Annotated in this window: 14 protein-coding genes; 12 read left to right on the plus strand and 2 right to left on the minus strand. The window is 48.0% G+C overall.

All coding sequences use genetic code 11. From position 1 onward, the window contains the following. Positions 1-32 precede the first annotated feature (32 nt). The 5 genes from AB1797_03470 (at position 33) to AB1797_03490 (ending at position 6549) form a co-directional block, all read left to right on the plus strand. Positions 33-920, plus strand: coding sequence for a universal stress protein (locus tag AB1797_03470; GenBank protein ID MEW5766672.1), 888 nt, complete (start codon positions 33-35; stop codon positions 918-920). 287 nt (positions 921-1207) lie between these two features. Beyond that, positions 1208-1513 (plus strand): NADH-quinone oxidoreductase subunit NuoK, encoded by a 306-nt coding sequence (nuoK, locus tag AB1797_03475; GenBank protein ID MEW5766673.1) that lies wholly within the window; start codon positions 1208-1210, stop codon positions 1511-1513. Positions 1514-1702: 189 nt separating this feature from the next. Further along, positions 1703-3550: an NADH-quinone oxidoreductase subunit L gene (gene nuoL, locus AB1797_03480; protein MEW5766674.1), complete on the plus strand. Its 1848-nt coding sequence runs from the start codon at positions 1703-1705 to the stop codon at positions 3548-3550. An 11-nt stretch (positions 3551-3561) separates the two neighbouring features. Continuing rightward, entirely contained in the window at positions 3562-5022 is a 1461-nt protein-coding gene (locus AB1797_03485; protein MEW5766675.1) for an NADH-quinone oxidoreductase subunit M, read from the plus strand. A 72-nt stretch (positions 5023-5094) separates the two neighbouring features. Continuing rightward, positions 5095-6549: an NADH-quinone oxidoreductase subunit N gene (locus AB1797_03490; protein MEW5766676.1), complete on the plus strand. Its 1455-nt coding sequence runs from the start codon at positions 5095-5097 to the stop codon at positions 6547-6549. Between the two features lie 136 nt (positions 6550-6685). On the opposite strand, the gene AB1797_03495 is transcribed toward AB1797_03490, so the two are convergent. Further along, on the minus strand, positions 6686-8797 hold the full coding sequence (locus AB1797_03495) for a DUF2341 domain-containing protein (GenBank protein MEW5766677.1): 2112 nt from the start codon (positions 8795-8797) through the stop codon (positions 6686-6688). A gap of 347 nt (positions 8798-9144) precedes the next feature. Between AB1797_03495 and glgP the strand changes: the two genes are divergently transcribed. From glgP to miaA, 5 genes are all read left to right on the plus strand, one after another. Continuing rightward, on the plus strand, positions 9145-11721 hold the full coding sequence (gene glgP, locus AB1797_03500; protein ID MEW5766678.1) for an alpha-glucan family phosphorylase: 2577 nt from the start codon (positions 9145-9147) through the stop codon (positions 11719-11721). 6 nt (positions 11722-11727) lie between these two features. After that, the gene (locus AB1797_03505; protein ID MEW5766679.1) at positions 11728-12459 is read left to right on the plus strand and encodes an ATP-binding protein; all 732 of its coding nucleotides are present in this window, start codon (positions 11728-11730) and stop codon (positions 12457-12459) included. Positions 12460-12751: 292 nt separating this feature from the next. Then, a complete protein-coding gene (locus AB1797_03510; protein ID MEW5766680.1) occupies positions 12752-13138 on the plus strand; it encodes an Asp23/Gls24 family envelope stress response protein in 387 nt (128 codons plus the stop codon). A 90-nt stretch (positions 13139-13228) separates the two neighbouring features. Beyond that, the gene (locus AB1797_03515) at positions 13229-13633 is read left to right on the plus strand and encodes a VanZ family protein (protein MEW5766681.1); all 405 of its coding nucleotides are present in this window, start codon (positions 13229-13231) and stop codon (positions 13631-13633) included. 30 nt (positions 13634-13663) lie between these two features. Next, the gene (gene miaA, locus AB1797_03520) at positions 13664-14689 is read left to right on the plus strand and encodes a tRNA (adenosine(37)-N6)-dimethylallyltransferase MiaA (protein ID MEW5766682.1); all 1026 of its coding nucleotides are present in this window, start codon (positions 13664-13666) and stop codon (positions 14687-14689) included. Here miaA and AB1797_03525 read toward each other — a convergent pair. Continuing rightward, positions 14681-16021, minus strand: a complete 1341-nt coding sequence (locus AB1797_03525) for a tetratricopeptide repeat protein (GenBank protein MEW5766683.1) — start codon at positions 16019-16021, stop codon at positions 14681-14683. The genes miaA and AB1797_03525 overlap by 9 nt on opposite strands. Position 16022: 1 nt before the next feature. Between AB1797_03525 and AB1797_03530 the strand changes: the two genes are divergently transcribed. Both AB1797_03530 and AB1797_03535 read left to right on the plus strand, forming a co-directional pair. Beyond that, positions 16023-16226, plus strand: a complete 204-nt coding sequence (locus AB1797_03530) for a hypothetical protein (GenBank protein ID MEW5766684.1) — start codon at positions 16023-16025, stop codon at positions 16224-16226. Further along, positions 16135-16506: a hypothetical protein gene (locus AB1797_03535; protein ID MEW5766685.1), complete on the plus strand. Its 372-nt coding sequence runs from the start codon at positions 16135-16137 to the stop codon at positions 16504-16506. The genes AB1797_03530 and AB1797_03535 overlap by 92 nt, the downstream gene beginning before the upstream one ends. Positions 16507-16581 lie beyond the last annotated feature (75 nt).

Genomic DNA, 16581 nt, shown 5'->3' on the forward strand with positions numbered 1-16581 from the left:
TGATCGCTTCCAACCAAAGGAACGGTGGTTTAATGTTTACTCGAATCCTGTTACCCACTGATTTTTCAAGCCATGCCCGGAAGACTTTAGAGTGTTTCTTAGGCCTTAAAGAAATCGGGGTAAAAGAAATCATCCTCATTACCGTGGTTGATGATCGGGGGGTGGAATATCCGGTGGCTCAAGATATGGCCGCTGAGGTGGAAAAAAAACTTGAAGAGATAAGATCAAAGGTGGAAAAAGAGGGGTTTAGCGTCAGGGCAGTGGTCAGAAAGGGATCTCCATATTTAGAGATACTTAAGGCGGCTGAAGAGGAAGAGGTAACTCTAATCGCCCTCGGTTCACACGGTAAGAGTCCTTTGGAAGAGGTTCTACTGGGCAGCGTCTCTGAGCGGGTCGTTCGTGAAGCCAAGGTTCCGGTTCTGATAGTTAGATATCGGCTCCTGGAAGGCGAAGAAGGCGTGGTCCTGGAGCGGGTTTCAGAAAATACCTTCCGGAAGATCCTTTATCCTACTGATTTCTCAACCTGCTCAGAAAATACCCTGAGATATATAGAGAGCTTAAAAACTGCCGGGGCTGAGGAGGTACTTGTAGCTCACACCATAGATGAGCGGCATATCACCAGAGAAAGTCTTGAAGATGTCAGGATTGCCCGGCGTCATAGCCTGGAAAGAATTAAGGAAGAACTTGAAACCTGGGAGTATAAAGTCAAGGTCTCTCTATCTACGGGGGTTCCTCTGGCCAGGATCCTTGATATAGCTGAAGAGGAAGATATTTCTATTATTGTTTTAGGCTCTCATGGCAAGGGGTTAGTTAAAGAGATGCTTCTGGGCAGTGTTTCTGAAAATGTAGTCCGAATGGCCAAACGGCCTGTGCTGGTTATTCACGAGAGAGATGTAGGGGGATTGGAGGACAGCAGATAGGCTGAAGACTGAAGGCTAAAGGCTGAAGACTAAAGGCTGAAGGCTGAAGACTGAAGGCTGAAGGCGGAAGGCGGAAGGCTGAAGGCGAAAGGCTGAGGGCGGAAGGCTGAAGGCGGAAGGCTGAAGGCGGAAGGCTGAAGGCGAAAGGCGGAGGGCGGAAGGCTGAAGGTGGAAGGCTGAGGGCGGAAGGCTGAAGGTGGAAGGCTGAAGGCGAAAGGCGGAAAGCTGAAAGCGGAAGGCTGAAGGCGGAAGCCTATCCACCTGAGCAGTTACGAGGGAGAAACAAGATGGAACTGTCACATTATCTTACTTTATCCGCTATAATATTTTCTATTGGTCTCTATGGCGTTCTCACCAGACGAAACGCCCTGGGGATATTGCTCTCTATCGAGCTGATGTTGAACTCAGTTAATATCAATCTGGTGGGCTTTTCTCATTTTATTACGCCGGCCTTACTGGCCGGTCAGATATTTACCATCTTTACGATCACTATTGCGGCGGCTGAGGCCGCCGTGGGACTGGCGATCATTAATAATATCTATCGCTCGGCCAAGACTGTCAACTGTGATGAGATAAACCTGATGAAAGGGTAGCTCCATTGCGGATTGCGAATCGCGGATTGTGAATTGCGAATCGCGGATTGTGAATCGCGAATCGCGAATTGCGAATCGCGGATTGCAGATGGCGGTAATTTTTCGTGTCCTTAGGTCCCTTAGGTCCCTTAGGTCCCTTAGGTCCCTTAGGTCCTTTATGTCCCTTAGGTCCTTTGAAAGGGTAAGCGCATGCTTAATTACGTCTGGTGGATACCACTATTACCTTTAATTACCTTTTGTGTCATTATCTTCTTCACCCGCAAGGCTAAGACCCTGTCTGCTTACCTCTCTATTTTAACTGTCTTTGTCTCTTTTATCCTTTCAGGTAAGCTCTTCTTCTACCTGATGACCCATCCCAAGACAGTCGAGATATCTATGGAGTGGTTTAGAACCGGTCGAATTGGCATTGAACTGGGTATACTGATTGATCCCCTGACCGGAATGATGGTGGTGGTAGTTACCCTGGTCAGCCTTCTTATCCAGATTTACTCCCTGGGGTATATGCATGGTGATCCAGGGCTTTCCAGATATTATGCCTTCCTTTCCCTGTTTACCTTTTCTATGCTTACCCTGGTTGTAGCCAATAACTTCATTGAGATTTTTATTGGTTGGGAACTGGTGGGATTATGTTCTTATGCCTTGATCGGCTTCTGGTATCAAAAACCGGAGGCGGCCGCCGCTGGCAAGAAGGCCTTTATCACTACCCGGGTTGGTGATGTGGGGTTTATGATTGGAATTCTGCTGCTTTTCTCTTATGCGCAGACCTTTAATTTCTTGCAAGTAGAGGAATTTCTTCGACTCGGAACTCTTTCACCCGCTCTGGTGACTTTCATTGCCGTCTTGATCTTCTGTGGAGCGGTAGGTAAGAGCGCCCAGTTTCCACTCCATGTCTGGCTGCCGGATGCGATGGAAGGTCCGACACCGGTCAGCGCCTTAATTCATGCGGCTACTATGGTAGCGGCTGGCGTCTATCTGGTTGGCCGGCTCTTTGGACTATTTGCCGGTTCAGACCAGGCCATGGTAGTAGTAGCCTATATTGGTGGTTTTACAGCCATCTTGGCGGGGACTATTGCCGTAGCCCAGAATGATATCAAGCGGATTGTGGCCTATTCAACCCTCAGCCAGTTAGGCTATATGATGCTGGCTTTAGGCTGTGGTGGTTATACGGCCGGGCTTTTTCACCTGATGACGCATGCCTTCTTTAAGGCCCTTCTCTTTTTGGCGGCCGGCAGTGTTATCCATGCGATTCATTCCCAGGACATCTGGGAGGCAGGCGGACTTTTTAAGCCAATGAAGATTACCGCCATAGTCTTCTTGTTAGGAAGCCTTTCCCTGGCAGGCATCCCACCATTAGCCGGCTTCTGGAGCAAGGATGAAATCCTGTTGGCGGTTCATAATTCAGGACACACCTTACTCTTCACGACGGCCATCATTACTGTTTTCTTAACGGCCTTTTATACCTTCAGGCTCTGGTTTGTGGTCTTTACAGGGGAAGAAAAGGAAGGCTCACATGCCCACGAGTCCCCTGCCGTGATGACCATTCCCATGATAATACTTGCCGTCCTGGCGGTAGTAGCTGGTCTGCCTGGCTCACCCTGGATGGGCGGCTGGATACATAAATTTATCCACTTTGAAGGGATGCCTAAGGTAGAAGCTGGGCACGGCGGTCACGGCGTAATGTATCTTTCCTTAGCTATGGCTGCCTTAGGCATAGCCACGGCCTGGATCATCTATAAGGTCAGGTGGGTATCCTACGAATCCATTGCCCAGACCTTTTCCAGGCTTCATAGTCTTTTCTTCCACAAATATTGGATAGATGAGTTTTATGGTCTCACCGCCATCAGGCTTACCTTAGCTCTAGCCTGGCTTTCTTCCCTCTTTGACCAGTATGTGATTGACGGTTTAGTCAATGGCACGGCCTGGACCACGGTAGCCTTGGGCCGGGGAATAAGAACCTTCCAGACTGGCCTGGTTCAGAACTATATACTTATCATCTTTATGGGTATGCTGGTCTTCCTGTTGGCCAAGCTGCTGTAAAAGGAGTTATCATGCTTCTTTCATTGATTGTCTTTGTTCCCCTCATCGGAGGCTTGATCATTCTGCTGATGGACCGGGACAAGGCGTGGGCGATTAAGACTATGGCCACTATTGGAGCCGCCATTCCCTTCGGTCTGGCGGGTTGGCTTTACTATTGCTTTGATCCATCCATCTCTGAGATCCAATTTGCCGAGAAAATAGACTGGATTCCCAGCCTGGGTATTAGCTACTATGTCGGCGTAGATGGTCTTGGGCTGCCAATGGTGATTGTTACCAGCCTGCTATCTTTGGTAGCCGTAACTATCTCCTGGAATATTAAGACGGGGGTGAAGGAATATTTCGCCCTCTTTCTTATCTTAGAGACAGGTATGATGGGGGTCTTTGTGGCCCTTGACCTTTTTCTCTTTTATATTTTCTGGGAATTGGTGCTTATTCCTATGTATTTTATCATTGGAATCTGGGGTGGTCCCCGGAAAGAATATGCGGCCCTAAAATTTATTATTTATACCGTGGTAGGCAGTGTATTTATGCTCCTCGGCTTGCTGGGCATCTACTTCACCAGTGACCCGCATACCTTTAATATCATTGAGCTATCCCAAGGGACTCCGTTTAAAGGCATGATTTTATTTCAGAAGGTAGTTTATGTGGCCCTCTTTTTAGGCTTTGCGATCAAGGTGCCCATCTTTCCCTTTCACACCTGGCTTCCTGATGCCCATGTGGAAGCCCCCACGGCCGGTTCTGTCATCCTGGCCGGGGTCCTGCTCAAGATGGGGGCTTACGGGCTGATGAGGGTCTGTTTTCCTATCCTCCCCGAGGCCACCCTATATTTTGCTAACTATCTGGCCGTGTTGGCTCTGATAAACATCCTTTACGGGGCCTTTACGGCTATGGGCCAGAGCGATTTGAAGAAGATGATCGCCTATTCCAGTGTTTCTCACATGGGCTACGTCTTGTTGGGCATGTCGGCCTTAACAGTAACCGGCTTTAACGGCGCTTTGCTTCAAATGTTCAATCATGGCCTCATCACCGGCTCCCTCTTTATGTTAGTTGGGGTGATCTATGACCGGGCGCATATCCGGGATATTGACGGTTTTGGTGGGATTGGCGAACGCATGCCGGCTTATACCGGGCTGATGGGCGTGGCCGTGATGGCCTCTCTGGGCCTGCCAGGTCTAGCCGGCTTTATTAGCGAACTATTGTGTTTCGTGGGCGCCTTTCCGACCTTCCCTATTATTACGGCGGGTGCTGTCTTAGGGGTGCTTTTGTCGGCTGTATATCTCTTATGGATGTTCCAGCGCATATTTATGGGCGGACTCAACCCCAGGTGGGCCGAACTTACTGATGTAAACTTCAGGGAGTGGATTTCCCTGCTTCCCCTGATGGTACTTATTGTCCTCCTGGGACTCTATCCCAGACTGATATTAGACGTGATGAATACGACCATGACTCATCTCATCCCCAGGTTTCAATAGGCGAAGAGGACAGATTACAGAACAAAGATGTCAGATAAATAGTCTGTATTCTGATTAGGGAGGAAAAGAGAATTGAACTGGACGTGGATAGATTGGCCCCTCTTAGGGCCGGAGATAATAGTGCTTATTACGGCTTTATTGGTTTTCGGTTTAGACCTTATTTGGGGCGAGGAATCTGAAAGAGAGGTCCTGGGTGGGCTTGGCATTCTTGGTCTGAGCGCCGCTTTCTACGCCACCATTAGCCTCGGAGAGGGTGAGTTGTTTGGTCACCTCTATGTGATTGATTCTTTAAGCGTCTTCTCCAAGCAAGTCCTATTAGGGATAGCTATCCTTATTATTATGTCCTCCTTTGATTACATCAAGGGGAATACTAAATATGAGGGAGAATATTATGGACTGCTTCTCTTGGCTACCCTGGGGATGATGCTTATCTCCTCAGCCGCCGAACTGATCACTATATTTATCTCCCTGGAATTGGCCACCTTAACCTGTATTGTTCTGGCGGCTTATTTTAAACACGAACCTAAATCAACTGAAGCCGGGGTGAAATATCTCCTGGTGGGACTTGTCTCAGCGGTAATCTTGCTTTATGGAATAAGTCTTCTCTACGGTCTCACGGGAACAACGGTGCTTTATGAAATAGCCGGTTCTATCAGGAATTACTCCACCCAACCCATTCTTTTTATCAGTTGTATCTTCCTGACGGCTGGTTTTGGCTTCAAAATTGCTTCGGTGCCTTTTCATATGTGGGCGCCGGATACTTACGAAGGCGCCCCCACCCCGATAACGGCTTTTCTGGCTACGGCCTCTAAGGTAGCTGGATTTGTCATCTTGCTTCGGTTTTTTGTGGGTGGACTGGGAGATGTTGAATCCCATTGGATCCCCATTATGGCTGTCCTGGCGGTTCTCTCTATGTCCATCGGCAACCTCTCAGCCATTCCGCAGACTGATATTAAGCGGATGCTGGCTTACTCCTCTATTGCCCACGCCGGCTATATTCTGATCGGTTTAGCCGTAACCAGCCGGTTATCTCTTGCCTCTGTCCTCTTCTACTTACTGGCCTATGCCACCGCTAATTTGGGGGCCTTTTTAGTCATCATTGCCTTTTCCAAACATAGCGGCCTCCACACTATTTCCGACTATGCAGGATTGAGCAAGCGCTCGCCTTTACTGGCCTTAGGTATGTTGTTGTCATTAGTATCTCTGGCTGGTATCCCTCCTCTGGGGGGGTTTATAGGTAAATTCTATATCTTTGCCGGAGCTATTTCTGAAGCTCTTTCGGCGGAAAGACTCTGGCTTATCGGGCTGCCTGTTTGTGGAGTCATCTTCAGTATTGTTTCTGTTTACTATTATTTCAGGGTAATCAAAGCAATGTATTTAGTCGAACCTATTGATCCCCAGCCCATCCCCATTTCACTCCCCTTAGGGTTAGCCCTTCTCATATCCGTCTTGCTCACCTTGCTTCTGGGTATCTATCCTAATCCCTTTCTATCCTTAGCTCAATCAGCCATTCAGAGCATCTTTTAAAGTAACTACTCAGGTAAATAGGCTGAAGGCTGAAGTTCAATTCCCCCTGGCTTTACCAAAATTCCGGAGACCGTCTCCGTGATCCCTCTCTGGCAGCTCTTGGGTAGATGGGGGACGGTGGTGCGGTGCAGCCAGGCTATCTAATGACGGGGTGACCCTGATCTCTCCTTCTTAACGCCCTTACCATAAGCACACTCATTATTATTACCGCCGCTATGATACCCCAACCTGTCATACTTGGGATCAGGGCTGGAGTGCTGTCGCAGACATCACCTGTTCCATCACCATCCGTGTCTTCCTGCCCTGGATTAGATACCAGTGGACAATTATCTACTCCATCCAACACCCCGTCGTTGTCATCATCTGTATCACAGGCATCGCCTATGCCATCGGTATCTGTGTCAGTCTGACCGGGATTAGACACCAGTGGACAATTATCTGCCCCATCCAGGAGGCCGTCGTTGTCATCGTCCGTGTCGCAGGCGTCTCCTATGCCGTCGGTATCCGTGTCTGTCTGACCCGGATTGGGAGTAGAGGGGCAATTGTCAGCCGTGTCCGGGGCACCGTCACCATCGCTGTCATATTCGCAGGCATCGCCTATTCCATCACTATCCGTGTCAGTCTGACCAGGATTGGACACCAGTGGACAATTATCTACTCCATCCAATACCCCGTCGTTGTCATCGTCTGTATCACAGGCATCGCCTATCCCGTCGGTGTCCGTGTCTGTCTGACCCGGATTGGGAATAGAGGGGCAATTGTCAGCCGTGTCCGGGGCACCGTCACCATCGCTGTCATATTCGCAGGCATCGCCTATCCCGTCGGTGTCCGTGTCTGTCTGACCCGGGTTGAAGACCAGCGGACAGTTATCTGCCCCGTCCAACACCCCGTCGTTGTCATCGTCCGTATCACAGGCATCACCTATCCCGTCGGTGTCCGTGTCTGTCTGAGCCGGGTTGAAGACCAGCGGACAATTATCTGCCCCATCCAATACCCCGTCGTTGTCATCGTCCGTATCACAGACATCGCCTATCCCGTCGGTATCCGTATCTGTCTGACCCGGGTTGAAGACCAGCGGACAATTATCTGCGCCATCTAACACGCCGTCGTTGTCATCGTCCGTATCACAGGCATCGCCTATCCCGTCGGTGTCCGTGTCTGTTTGACCCGGATTGGGAGTAGAGGGGCAATTATCGGCCGTATCCGGAATGCCGTCACCATCGGTATCCGTCACGCCTTTTTGTTCTTCCGAACCGGCCATCACGGCAAGATGGCCACTATTTTCTATTAGACTATACTTGCGGACCTGAATATCGTCCCACTTGGTGCTTGTTCCATAGCCATTCAGGGCTATCCTCCCTGCCGACAAGGCAGAGTCGCCGATCTCTATCATCCATCCGGCCGGTTCCGAACCGCCTACCGGCCAATACCTTGCTTTCAACTGCGTCCCGACAAGGGCAAGTTTCATTCGGTAATAAGTTCCCAGAGAAAAAGTCGACCCATCCGGGGCAGATAACTGTGTCATCCCCCCATTCATTACATGCAATTCAAAACCCGGCCCCTCACCATTGTTGTCCAGATTATTATTAAGCCCTAACAAGTAATAATGAAGCGTATCTGTATACCGGCCCATAAATTCCAGGACAGGATATCCGCCGGTCATTACCCCGGTTGCCTCTAAAACATAATCCGTCCAGGCGGCATCCCCCGCATAAGTAATGGGTCTCCCTACAGTGCTCGTTTGGACATATTCACCACCAATGACACTCCATGATCCGAAAATGGGCGTCCATCCGTCAGCATTCCCCTCGTTGAAATCATCAAAAAACATATAAACCTGATTTTTACTGGCGGGCGGGCTACCTGCTCCTGGAAAACCATAATAGATATAATAGCTGGTGTCAGAGCTGCTTCCTCCAATAACCACCTGGGTTTTAAACCAGACATCCGTGGCCGTCGTATTGGGGTTAATTAAATCCCTGTCCAATTCCTGATTAGAAGTCCCATTCCAGTAGACAAGGCGCAGATCATTTCCCGTGGCTAACATTTTACCGGCTGTAACTAAACTGGCTGTATTCAGACTAACCTTAAGCGAATAACCGGCCTCCAAATTAGAAGAACCATTATTGGTGATAGTTACATTTCGCCTGTAACTATAGTTGGCATTCCACCAGTCAGCCGCCTTAAGCCAGGTCGGGATCAAAAGGATGGCTAAGGTCAAATACACCAGGACACAGTTTCTTTTCATTGGATACCTCCTTTGAGAATTAAGGGTTAGGTGAATAGACTAAAGGTGGAAGGCTTTTAAGACCGAAGGCTGAGGGCTGAAGTTCAATAGCCTTCAGCCTATCCACCTGAGTAGTTACGCCTTTTTCTATATCATAATTCAGCGCGCTTGTCAAGCAAATTTGTTCGAGTGCCGCCGTGAAGAATGAATTTTTTCTCTGCCGGATACGCCTGGGAGATTTTCATTTTTTACACCCGACCGCTAAACTTTCTACTTGACTTAACCTTTCCGATAGGCTATATTACCAACCAGGGGGCCGAATAGATAAAGTGAGCGGAGACACGTCCTCCCATAAAAGGAGATAATAAATGCCCAAGACCATAGAATTACACGTCCAACCCATTATTCCCAAAGAGATTGAACGAATCAGGGAAATTGCTTACAACTTCTGGTTTTCCTGGAATCCGGAGGCATTATGGCTTTTTTCTTCTCTTGACCGACCCCTTTGGAGAAAGGTGAGACATAATCCGGTTGAATTTCTCAACGAGGTCAGCCAGCATAAGCTGGAAAAAGCAGGCAGGGATCGCACCTATCTGCTTGAATACAATAAGGTAATGGCCAGCTTTGACCATTACATGTTGCGGCAGAAAACCTGGTATGCTCATCGATTTGGCCACCGAGAAAAGGACGAGCTTATTGCCTATTTCGCGGCGGAATATGGGCTACATGAATCACTGGCCATTTATTCCGGCGGGCTGGGTATTTTGTCGGCGGATCATTGCAAGGCCGCCAGTGACCTGGGTTTGCCCTTTGTGGCCGTAGGCTTGCTTTACCGGCGTGGATATTTTACTCAAAAGATTGATGGTTATGGGAATCAGATTGCGGAATATATTGATAATGACTTCCATAAGATTCCCATTCAGCGGGTGCTGGACCAGGAAGGAAAACCATTAATCGTGGCGGTTGACGTAACCGGCCGGGATGTATATGTAAATGTCTGGGAGGCAAAGATTGGACGAATATCCCTTTATCTGCTTGATACGGATATTGAGCGAAATAATGAGAAAGACAGGCTTATTACCCATAACCTTTATGGCGGGGACATGGCCACCCGGATCTCTCAGGAGATTATACTGGGTATGGGCGGAGTCCGTGTCCTGCAGGCCATGGGCCTGAATCCTACTGTATGGCATATAAATGAAGGGCATTCAGTGTTAATGGGGTTTGAACGAATTCGCAGCATGGTGAAAGAACAGGGCTTAAACTTTTATGAAGCCCTGGAGGTGTTTCGGGCTACGACTGTCTTTACCACGCACACCCCTGTCCCGGCTGGGCATGATGTCTTCCCCTTGGAGATAAAGGAGTATTATTTCAAACATTACTGGGAGGAGGTCGGTTTAACCCGGGATGAATTTATGGCCCTGGGGCTGGAAGAAAGAAGAGGCACGAAGCTGTTTAATCTGACGCGGTTGGCCTTTCAGTTGGCTAATTATACCAATGGGGTAAGTCTCCTTCACAGCAAGATAACCAGTAAGATGTGGGAACGGTTGTGGCCGGGTATACCCATAGATGAGAATCCCATTTTTCATATCACCAATGGCATCCATACCTTCACTTGGATTGCCCCACCTATGGCGGATTTATTCGACCAGTATCTGGGCCAGGAATGGCGAAGCAACCTTTCAGAAATAGAGTTCTGGGAAAAGGTGAAGGCCATCCCTGATGATATTTACTGGGGAGTGCGTAAGGAGCTCAAACGCCGGATGATTGAGGTTATTCGGGCTAATCTGAAAAGACAACGGATTCGAAACGGCGCCGCGACTACTGAGATTCGTGAGATAGAAAATATTTTAGACCCGGATATTCTGACCATTGGATTTGCCCGCCGGTTTGCCACTTACAAGCGGGCCAATCTTCTTTTCAGGGACATGGAGCGATTGAAAAGGATTGTGACCCATCCTGAACGGCCTGTTCAGATTGTATTCGCGGGGAAGGCGCATCCGGCTGACCAGCCGGCCCAGGATATTATTCGGCAGATATATAATATTTCTCAACAGAGCGAATTCCGGAGGCTAATAGTTTTGGCAGAGAACTATGATATTAATATTGCCCGGTGTTTAGTCTCCGGGGCGGATGTCTGGTTGAATACCCCGAGGCGCCCTTATGAAGCTAGTGGAACCAGCGGTCAAAAGGTGGCTATAAATGGCGGCATCAATCTCAGTATACTGGACGGATGGTGGGCTGAAGCGGCTCAAGATAATAACGGCTGGGTTATTGGAGATGACCGGGAGTATGAGGATGAGGCCAGGCAGGATATGTATGATAGTGATTCCTTATATTCTTTGCTGGAAGAGGAAATTATTCCCCTGTATTATCAAAGGGAAGAAAAAGGGTATTCTTCGGGCTGGATTAAACGATCAAAAAAATCATTGAGGACGATTGCGCCGGTATACAATACGGATCGAATGGTTAGAGAATATACCCGCAAATGTTATATTAAAGCCTCTGATTCCAGCCGGAAAAGTAGAGCAGACAACTACGCCGTGGCCCGGGAAATAGCCTCCTGGAAGAAGAAAATTCTTGCCGCCTGGCCGGAGGTCAAGCTGTCTATGGTCGAAGAATGTGATCAGGATTTCTGTTTTGGGGAAGAGAAACCCATTAAGATATGGGCGAATCTCTCCAACTTACAACCGGAAGATGTCACCATTGAACTCTATATTAAAAAGAATGAGGAAGAAAAACCCCTGCTTGTCCCATTGAAATATATCGAAAAACCCCTGCTTGTCCCATTGAAATATATCGAAGAACAAGCCAAAGGCAAACATCTCTATCAAGGGATATTTTCTCCTCCGGATAGTGGACGGTATATGATTTCTGTCCGGGTCATACCATCTCATCCTGAGCTTTTGCATAAGCATGAAACAGGATTATGTAAGTGGCTTTAGTCGGTGATGGTTAAGGAAGAAATGAATCAGTCTTCATGTGCTTACTGTAATGGTACCGAATGGGAGATAGTGGTTGAGAATGGTCTTGAAGTCACCAGAAAATGCCGCTGTTACAGGGAAAAAAGGCGAACCAGACTCTTACGTGAAGCCAGAATCCCGGAAAGATACCGGCACTGTAATATTGACAACTTCGAGGTTCACCACCCCAGCCTAGGCCAGGCCAGGGAGATTACGAAAAGATTTGTCCATGAATATCCGGCCATAGATGTGGGCTTGCTTTTTATGGGCAACTGCGGGGTAGGTAAGACGCATCTGGCCGTAGGGATTATCCGTTATCTGACTTCTCAGAAAGGCGTCCCCTGTATTTTTTATGATTTCAGAGACCTGCTTAAGGCCATTCAATCTACTTATTCTCCTGAATCCGGGGCATCTGAATCAGCCATCCTGGAACCGGTTCTAACCAGAGAGATTTTAGTCCTCGATGAATTGGGCGCAAAAAAGATGAGCGACTGGGTGCGGGATACCATAACTCACATTATCAATCGAAGATACAACGACAGGAAAATAACTATTATTACCTCTAACATCCTGGATCAACCTAACTCCGGGGATGAAGGATTAGTAGACCGAATTGGCTATCGTCTGAGGTCAAGGCTCTATGAAATGTGCCGGGTAGTCAATATGGAAGGCCCGGATTTCAGAAAGGCCGTCAAACAGGCTGGGTTTCAGTTCGCGTAGGTAATAAAAAAGGTAACCGTTCAGGGGGTAATGAAAGTTGAGGGGAAATTTATGTAACTATTCAGCTCTTAAGGCACAAAGATATAAAGATTACCAATAATAGCACACGGATTACACGGATGAGACGGATTGACACGGATAAAAATTTATTAGAAAAAATCCGTGAGAATCCGCCAAAATCTGTGTCATCCGTGTGCTATTCTATCATTCTCTTCGTGGCTTTGTGGCTGAACGGTTACTAAAATAGGGAAGGCGCTAAAAGCCCCCTAAGAAAAAAAAGGAGGGATTGGAAATGGCTGAGGAGATTAAAGAAAAGTTGGGGACAGCCACTATCACTGACGAAGTGGTGGGAGCCATTGCTGGTCTGGCTGCCTCTGAAGTTCCCGGAGTAGCTGGAATGAGCGAAGGGATAGTTGACGGCATTGCCCGGGTGCTTAGTCGAAGTCAAATCGGCAAGGGAGTAAAAGTGGAGGTTGGAAAAAAGGAAGCCGCTATTGACCTGGCTATCGTGGCTGACTACGGACCGGTTATCCCGGAGGTAGTCAGAAATATTCAGGCCAAGATCAAAAACAAAGTAGAAGTTATAACCGGCCTGAAGGTAGTAGAAGTAAATGTCCGGGTGGAGGGGATAAAGATGCCTGAAGAAGAAAAAGCGCCTCCCGCTAAAAGAGTGGAATAATTCTAAGTCAGAGGACACAGAAGACAGAGGACAGACCATTTCTGACTCCTGACCTCCGACCTCTGACTTCTGACCTCTGACTTCTGAGAAATGATAAGATATTGGCTTCCAGTTTGTTTATGGGCAGGATTCATTTTTTATCTTTCTTCTCTCTCCGAAACGCCGGTTCCCCCTCTTCTGGAGACACCTGGTTTGGATAAAGCCGCCCACCTAATAGAATACACCATTCTGGCCCTTCTCTTAGCCAGGGCATTAAAGAATTCTGAGTCTAAATGGCTATCTAACCAATGGGTGGTGCTGACTATGGTGGGCACTATTCTCTACGGCGTAACTGATGAAATCCATCAATACTTTGTTCCCCTCCGCCAGACAGACCTCTATGACCTCCTCTTTGACAGCCTGGGGGCCCTGATCGGACAAAGAGGCTGGAGGCGGCTTTCACACTGGAGAGAGGGCCGTAACTGTTTAGCCAAATTGAGTACCGATCACCGATGACCGATAACGAGATCTTTAAGTTTTCGCCCTATGTGTTTTCCCCTTATTGTTATTACCGGACCAACCGCCGTCGGCAAGACAGATTTGTCCGTCAAATTAGCCCTCAAATTAGGGGCGGAGATCATCTCGGCCGATTCCAGGCAGGTCTATTTGGGGATGGATATTGGCACGGCTAAGCCTTCAGTCGAGGCAAGGCATCTTGTGCCGCATCATCTTATTGACGTGGTCAAACCGGATGAGGAATTTACCGTGGCCGATTTTAAAGCCATGGCTGAGGCCAGGATCGACCGGCTCCATTCCGGAATGCGGATGGCGGAAGGCGGCAGGGAAAATCCGAAATCCGCAATCTGCAATCCGAAATGGATAAAGCCCCCTCTCCTCGTAGGCGGGACTTTCCTTTATATCCGATCTATTATAGATGGCCTATTCCCAGGACCGTCGGCCTCTCCTGAAATCCGAAGGAGATTGACCCAAGAAACAGACCAGTTTGGTCCACAATACCTTTCTGAAAAGCTTAAGGAAGTCGACCCCACCACCGCCGCTAAGTTAGACCCGGCCGACCTGAGGCGGATCACCAGGGCCCTTGAGGTCTATTATCTTACTGGTCAGCCCATTTCTCACCTTCAGACCCAAAAAACCACCAAGCAGAACTATTCGGTGCTGATGATCGCTTTGCTCAGAGAAAGGGATGAACTCTTTGCCCGCCTCCAGGTGAGGATAGAACAGATGATTCAAAAGGGGCTGGTAGAAGAGGTGCAGCGGCTATTAGATCAGGGTTTTGGGCCGGAACTTCGGTCTATGGAGGGGTTGGGATATCGGGAGATAATCGGATACCTGAAAGGAGAATACGGTCTCTCTGAGGCCAAGGCTATTATTTTAAAACGAACTAAGCGGTTGGCCAGATATCAATTGGGCTGGATAAGAAACGATAAAAGATACCACCTCTTCCACCCGGATCAGGAAGAGGAGATATTTAATCAGATCGAGCACTTTCTGGGGAGAGTGGAGTGTGGCCAGGTCTCTTCTCTCCATTCTCCACTCTCCACCTTATCTTAGTGTCAAGAGGAGAAGAATAACCAGACCAAGACCTCCCAGAACGGCTGTCTTGTTTCCCCCTTTGGTCTCTGAGATTTCTTCTTTCGGTGAAATAGAAGGCGGTTCCTTTGGTGGCTTTTCTTCGACCTGGGGAGGAGGGATAACTTCAGCTTCGGCTATCTTGGGAGGAAGTGAGGTTTCTTCTTCTTGCTTTTCTTTGACCTGAGAAAGAGAGGTAACTTCAGTTATCTCAGGAGGAGAAGCCATCTTCGGCAGGTACCAATCTCCGGCAGGCTCAAGTCTCAGCCTATAAGTCTTGCCTTGTTTCAGAACGAGGCTGGGTAGAATACCCTTCATTCTTTCGGTGCAAGGGGGGAAATAGTAGTCCGGCCAAAGAGGCTGGGGGGGCTCTCGATTATCGGCGAATTTGAGGTCGAACTCCGGATGGAGAGGAATGGAATCACCATTTTCATAAAGAACTAACTGGAAAGAAGATTGATCCGCTTTGGCGATCTCAATCGGACAGATATCAAAAAAACAGATATGTTTTCCCACCGGGAGGTGGAAGGATTTTTCGGTGAGAGCAGGACTGGCTGCTTCCCGGACGAATTCGATTTCAGGACCAGAAGGAAAAAAATAGAAAAGAAAATCCTCGGAGGAGGCGGGAGAATTTGATTCCTTGAAAAATTCTAATTTAGGGTAAAACCGGAAATAGTCCTTTAAAACTTCATCTATTTCAAAAGAAAAAGGCAGACTGCCTGTCCCTAAGCTCTCTTTTTCCCTTTCCAGACCATTTTGAGCCTGGGCGGCAATTTCTTTTATCTGTTCCGGCGGCTCCTCAATTAAACTAAGACGATCAAGCCCCAGGCGTTCTCCCTCAGCAAAAACCTGAAGGGCCTTTTCAAAAGAACCCATCTCGAGTAAGGTTTCTGCCTTGCGAAAGTAAGCATCAACCAGATCAGGATTAAAATTTATCGCTTCCGAGAAGGCCATTTCAGCAAACTCCAGATTTTTAGCGGCTCTAATTCCCAGAATTTCATCCAGATATTGGAAATCTAAATAAGATGAAGCGTTAAATTCATCCTTAAGAATGTAAAGAAAATAAGTTAAAGGAACCCTGTTCTGGTAAAATCTTTTCCTTAACTCATGAGCGGTAATCTTATTTAAAAGGAAGGTCTGAGTAAGGATGGCCTTTCCTTCTTTAATGTAGAACTCCCCTCTTCTTAAGGCTCTTTCTCCCAGGTTGTACCACTTGAGGGCATTTTTTTCATCTACTTGTTGCGCTGAGGAGAAGAAAGGGGTAGAGATCAGAAAGATTGAAGATAGTAAAAAGATGGAAGATAAACGTTTCATAATGCTCGATGCTCGATTCTCGACACTGGATGCTCGATTCTCGACACTGGATGCTCGATACTCGATGCTGGATACTCGATGCTGGATACTCGATGCTCGATGTTGGATGCTCGATGCTCGATGCTCGATGCTGGATGCTCGATGCTGGATGCTCGATGCTGGATGCTCGATGTTGGATGCTCGATGCTGGATGCTCGATGCTTGATGCTCGATGCTGGATGCTCGATGTTGGATGCTCGATGCTCGATACTCGATGCTCGATGCTGGATGCTCGATGTTTGATACTCGATGCTGGATGCTCGATGTTGGATGCTCGATGCTCGATGTTGGATGCTCGATGCTCGATGTTGGATGCTCGATGCTCGATGTTGGATGCTCGCTGCTTGATACTCGATGCTGGATGCTCGATGCTGGTAAAGGATTTAGTGTCCAGTATCGAGCATCGAGCATCGAGCATCGAGCATCGAAATTATATCACAACGTAAAGCCTCTTTCAAGAAAAATATTTAAAGATTTTAGTTTAATTGGTCGAAATAGATAGTAATGGGAGGGAACCATGG

The sequence above is a fragment of the bacterium genome, assembly GCA_040753085.1.
Taxonomy (GTDB): Bacteria; UBA9089; JASEGY01; order JASEGY01; family JASEGY01; genus JASEGY01.

Coding starts and splice junctions, on each gene's coding strand:
- AB1797_03470 (MEW5766672.1), top strand. CDS start 33: ATGTTTACTCGAATCCTGTTACCCACTGATTTTTCAAGCCATGCCCGG.
- nuoK (MEW5766673.1), top strand. CDS start 1,208: ATGGAACTGTCACATTATCTTACTTTATCCGCTATAATATTTTCTATT.
- nuoL (MEW5766674.1), top strand. CDS start 1,703: ATGCTTAATTACGTCTGGTGGATACCACTATTACCTTTAATTACCTTT.
- AB1797_03485 (MEW5766675.1), top strand. CDS start 3,562: ATGCTTCTTTCATTGATTGTCTTTGTTCCCCTCATCGGAGGCTTGATC.
- AB1797_03495 (MEW5766677.1), bottom strand. CDS start 8,797: ATGAAAAGAAACTGTGTCCTGGTGTATTTGACCTTAGCCATCCTTTTG.
- glgP (MEW5766678.1), top strand. CDS start 9,145: ATGCCCAAGACCATAGAATTACACGTCCAACCCATTATTCCCAAAGAG.
- AB1797_03505 (MEW5766679.1), top strand. CDS start 11,728: ATGGTTAAGGAAGAAATGAATCAGTCTTCATGTGCTTACTGTAATGGT.
- AB1797_03510 (MEW5766680.1), top strand. CDS start 12,752: ATGGCTGAGGAGATTAAAGAAAAGTTGGGGACAGCCACTATCACTGAC.
- AB1797_03515 (MEW5766681.1), top strand. CDS start 13,229: ATGATAAGATATTGGCTTCCAGTTTGTTTATGGGCAGGATTCATTTTT.
- miaA (MEW5766682.1), top strand. CDS start 13,664: ATGTGTTTTCCCCTTATTGTTATTACCGGACCAACCGCCGTCGGCAAG.
- AB1797_03525 (MEW5766683.1), bottom strand. CDS start 16,021: ATGAAACGTTTATCTTCCATCTTTTTACTATCTTCAATCTTTCTGATC.
- AB1797_03530 (MEW5766684.1), top strand. CDS start 16,023: ATGCTCGATGCTCGATTCTCGACACTGGATGCTCGATTCTCGACACTG.
- AB1797_03535 (MEW5766685.1), top strand. CDS start 16,135: ATGCTCGATGCTCGATGCTGGATGCTCGATGCTGGATGCTCGATGCTG.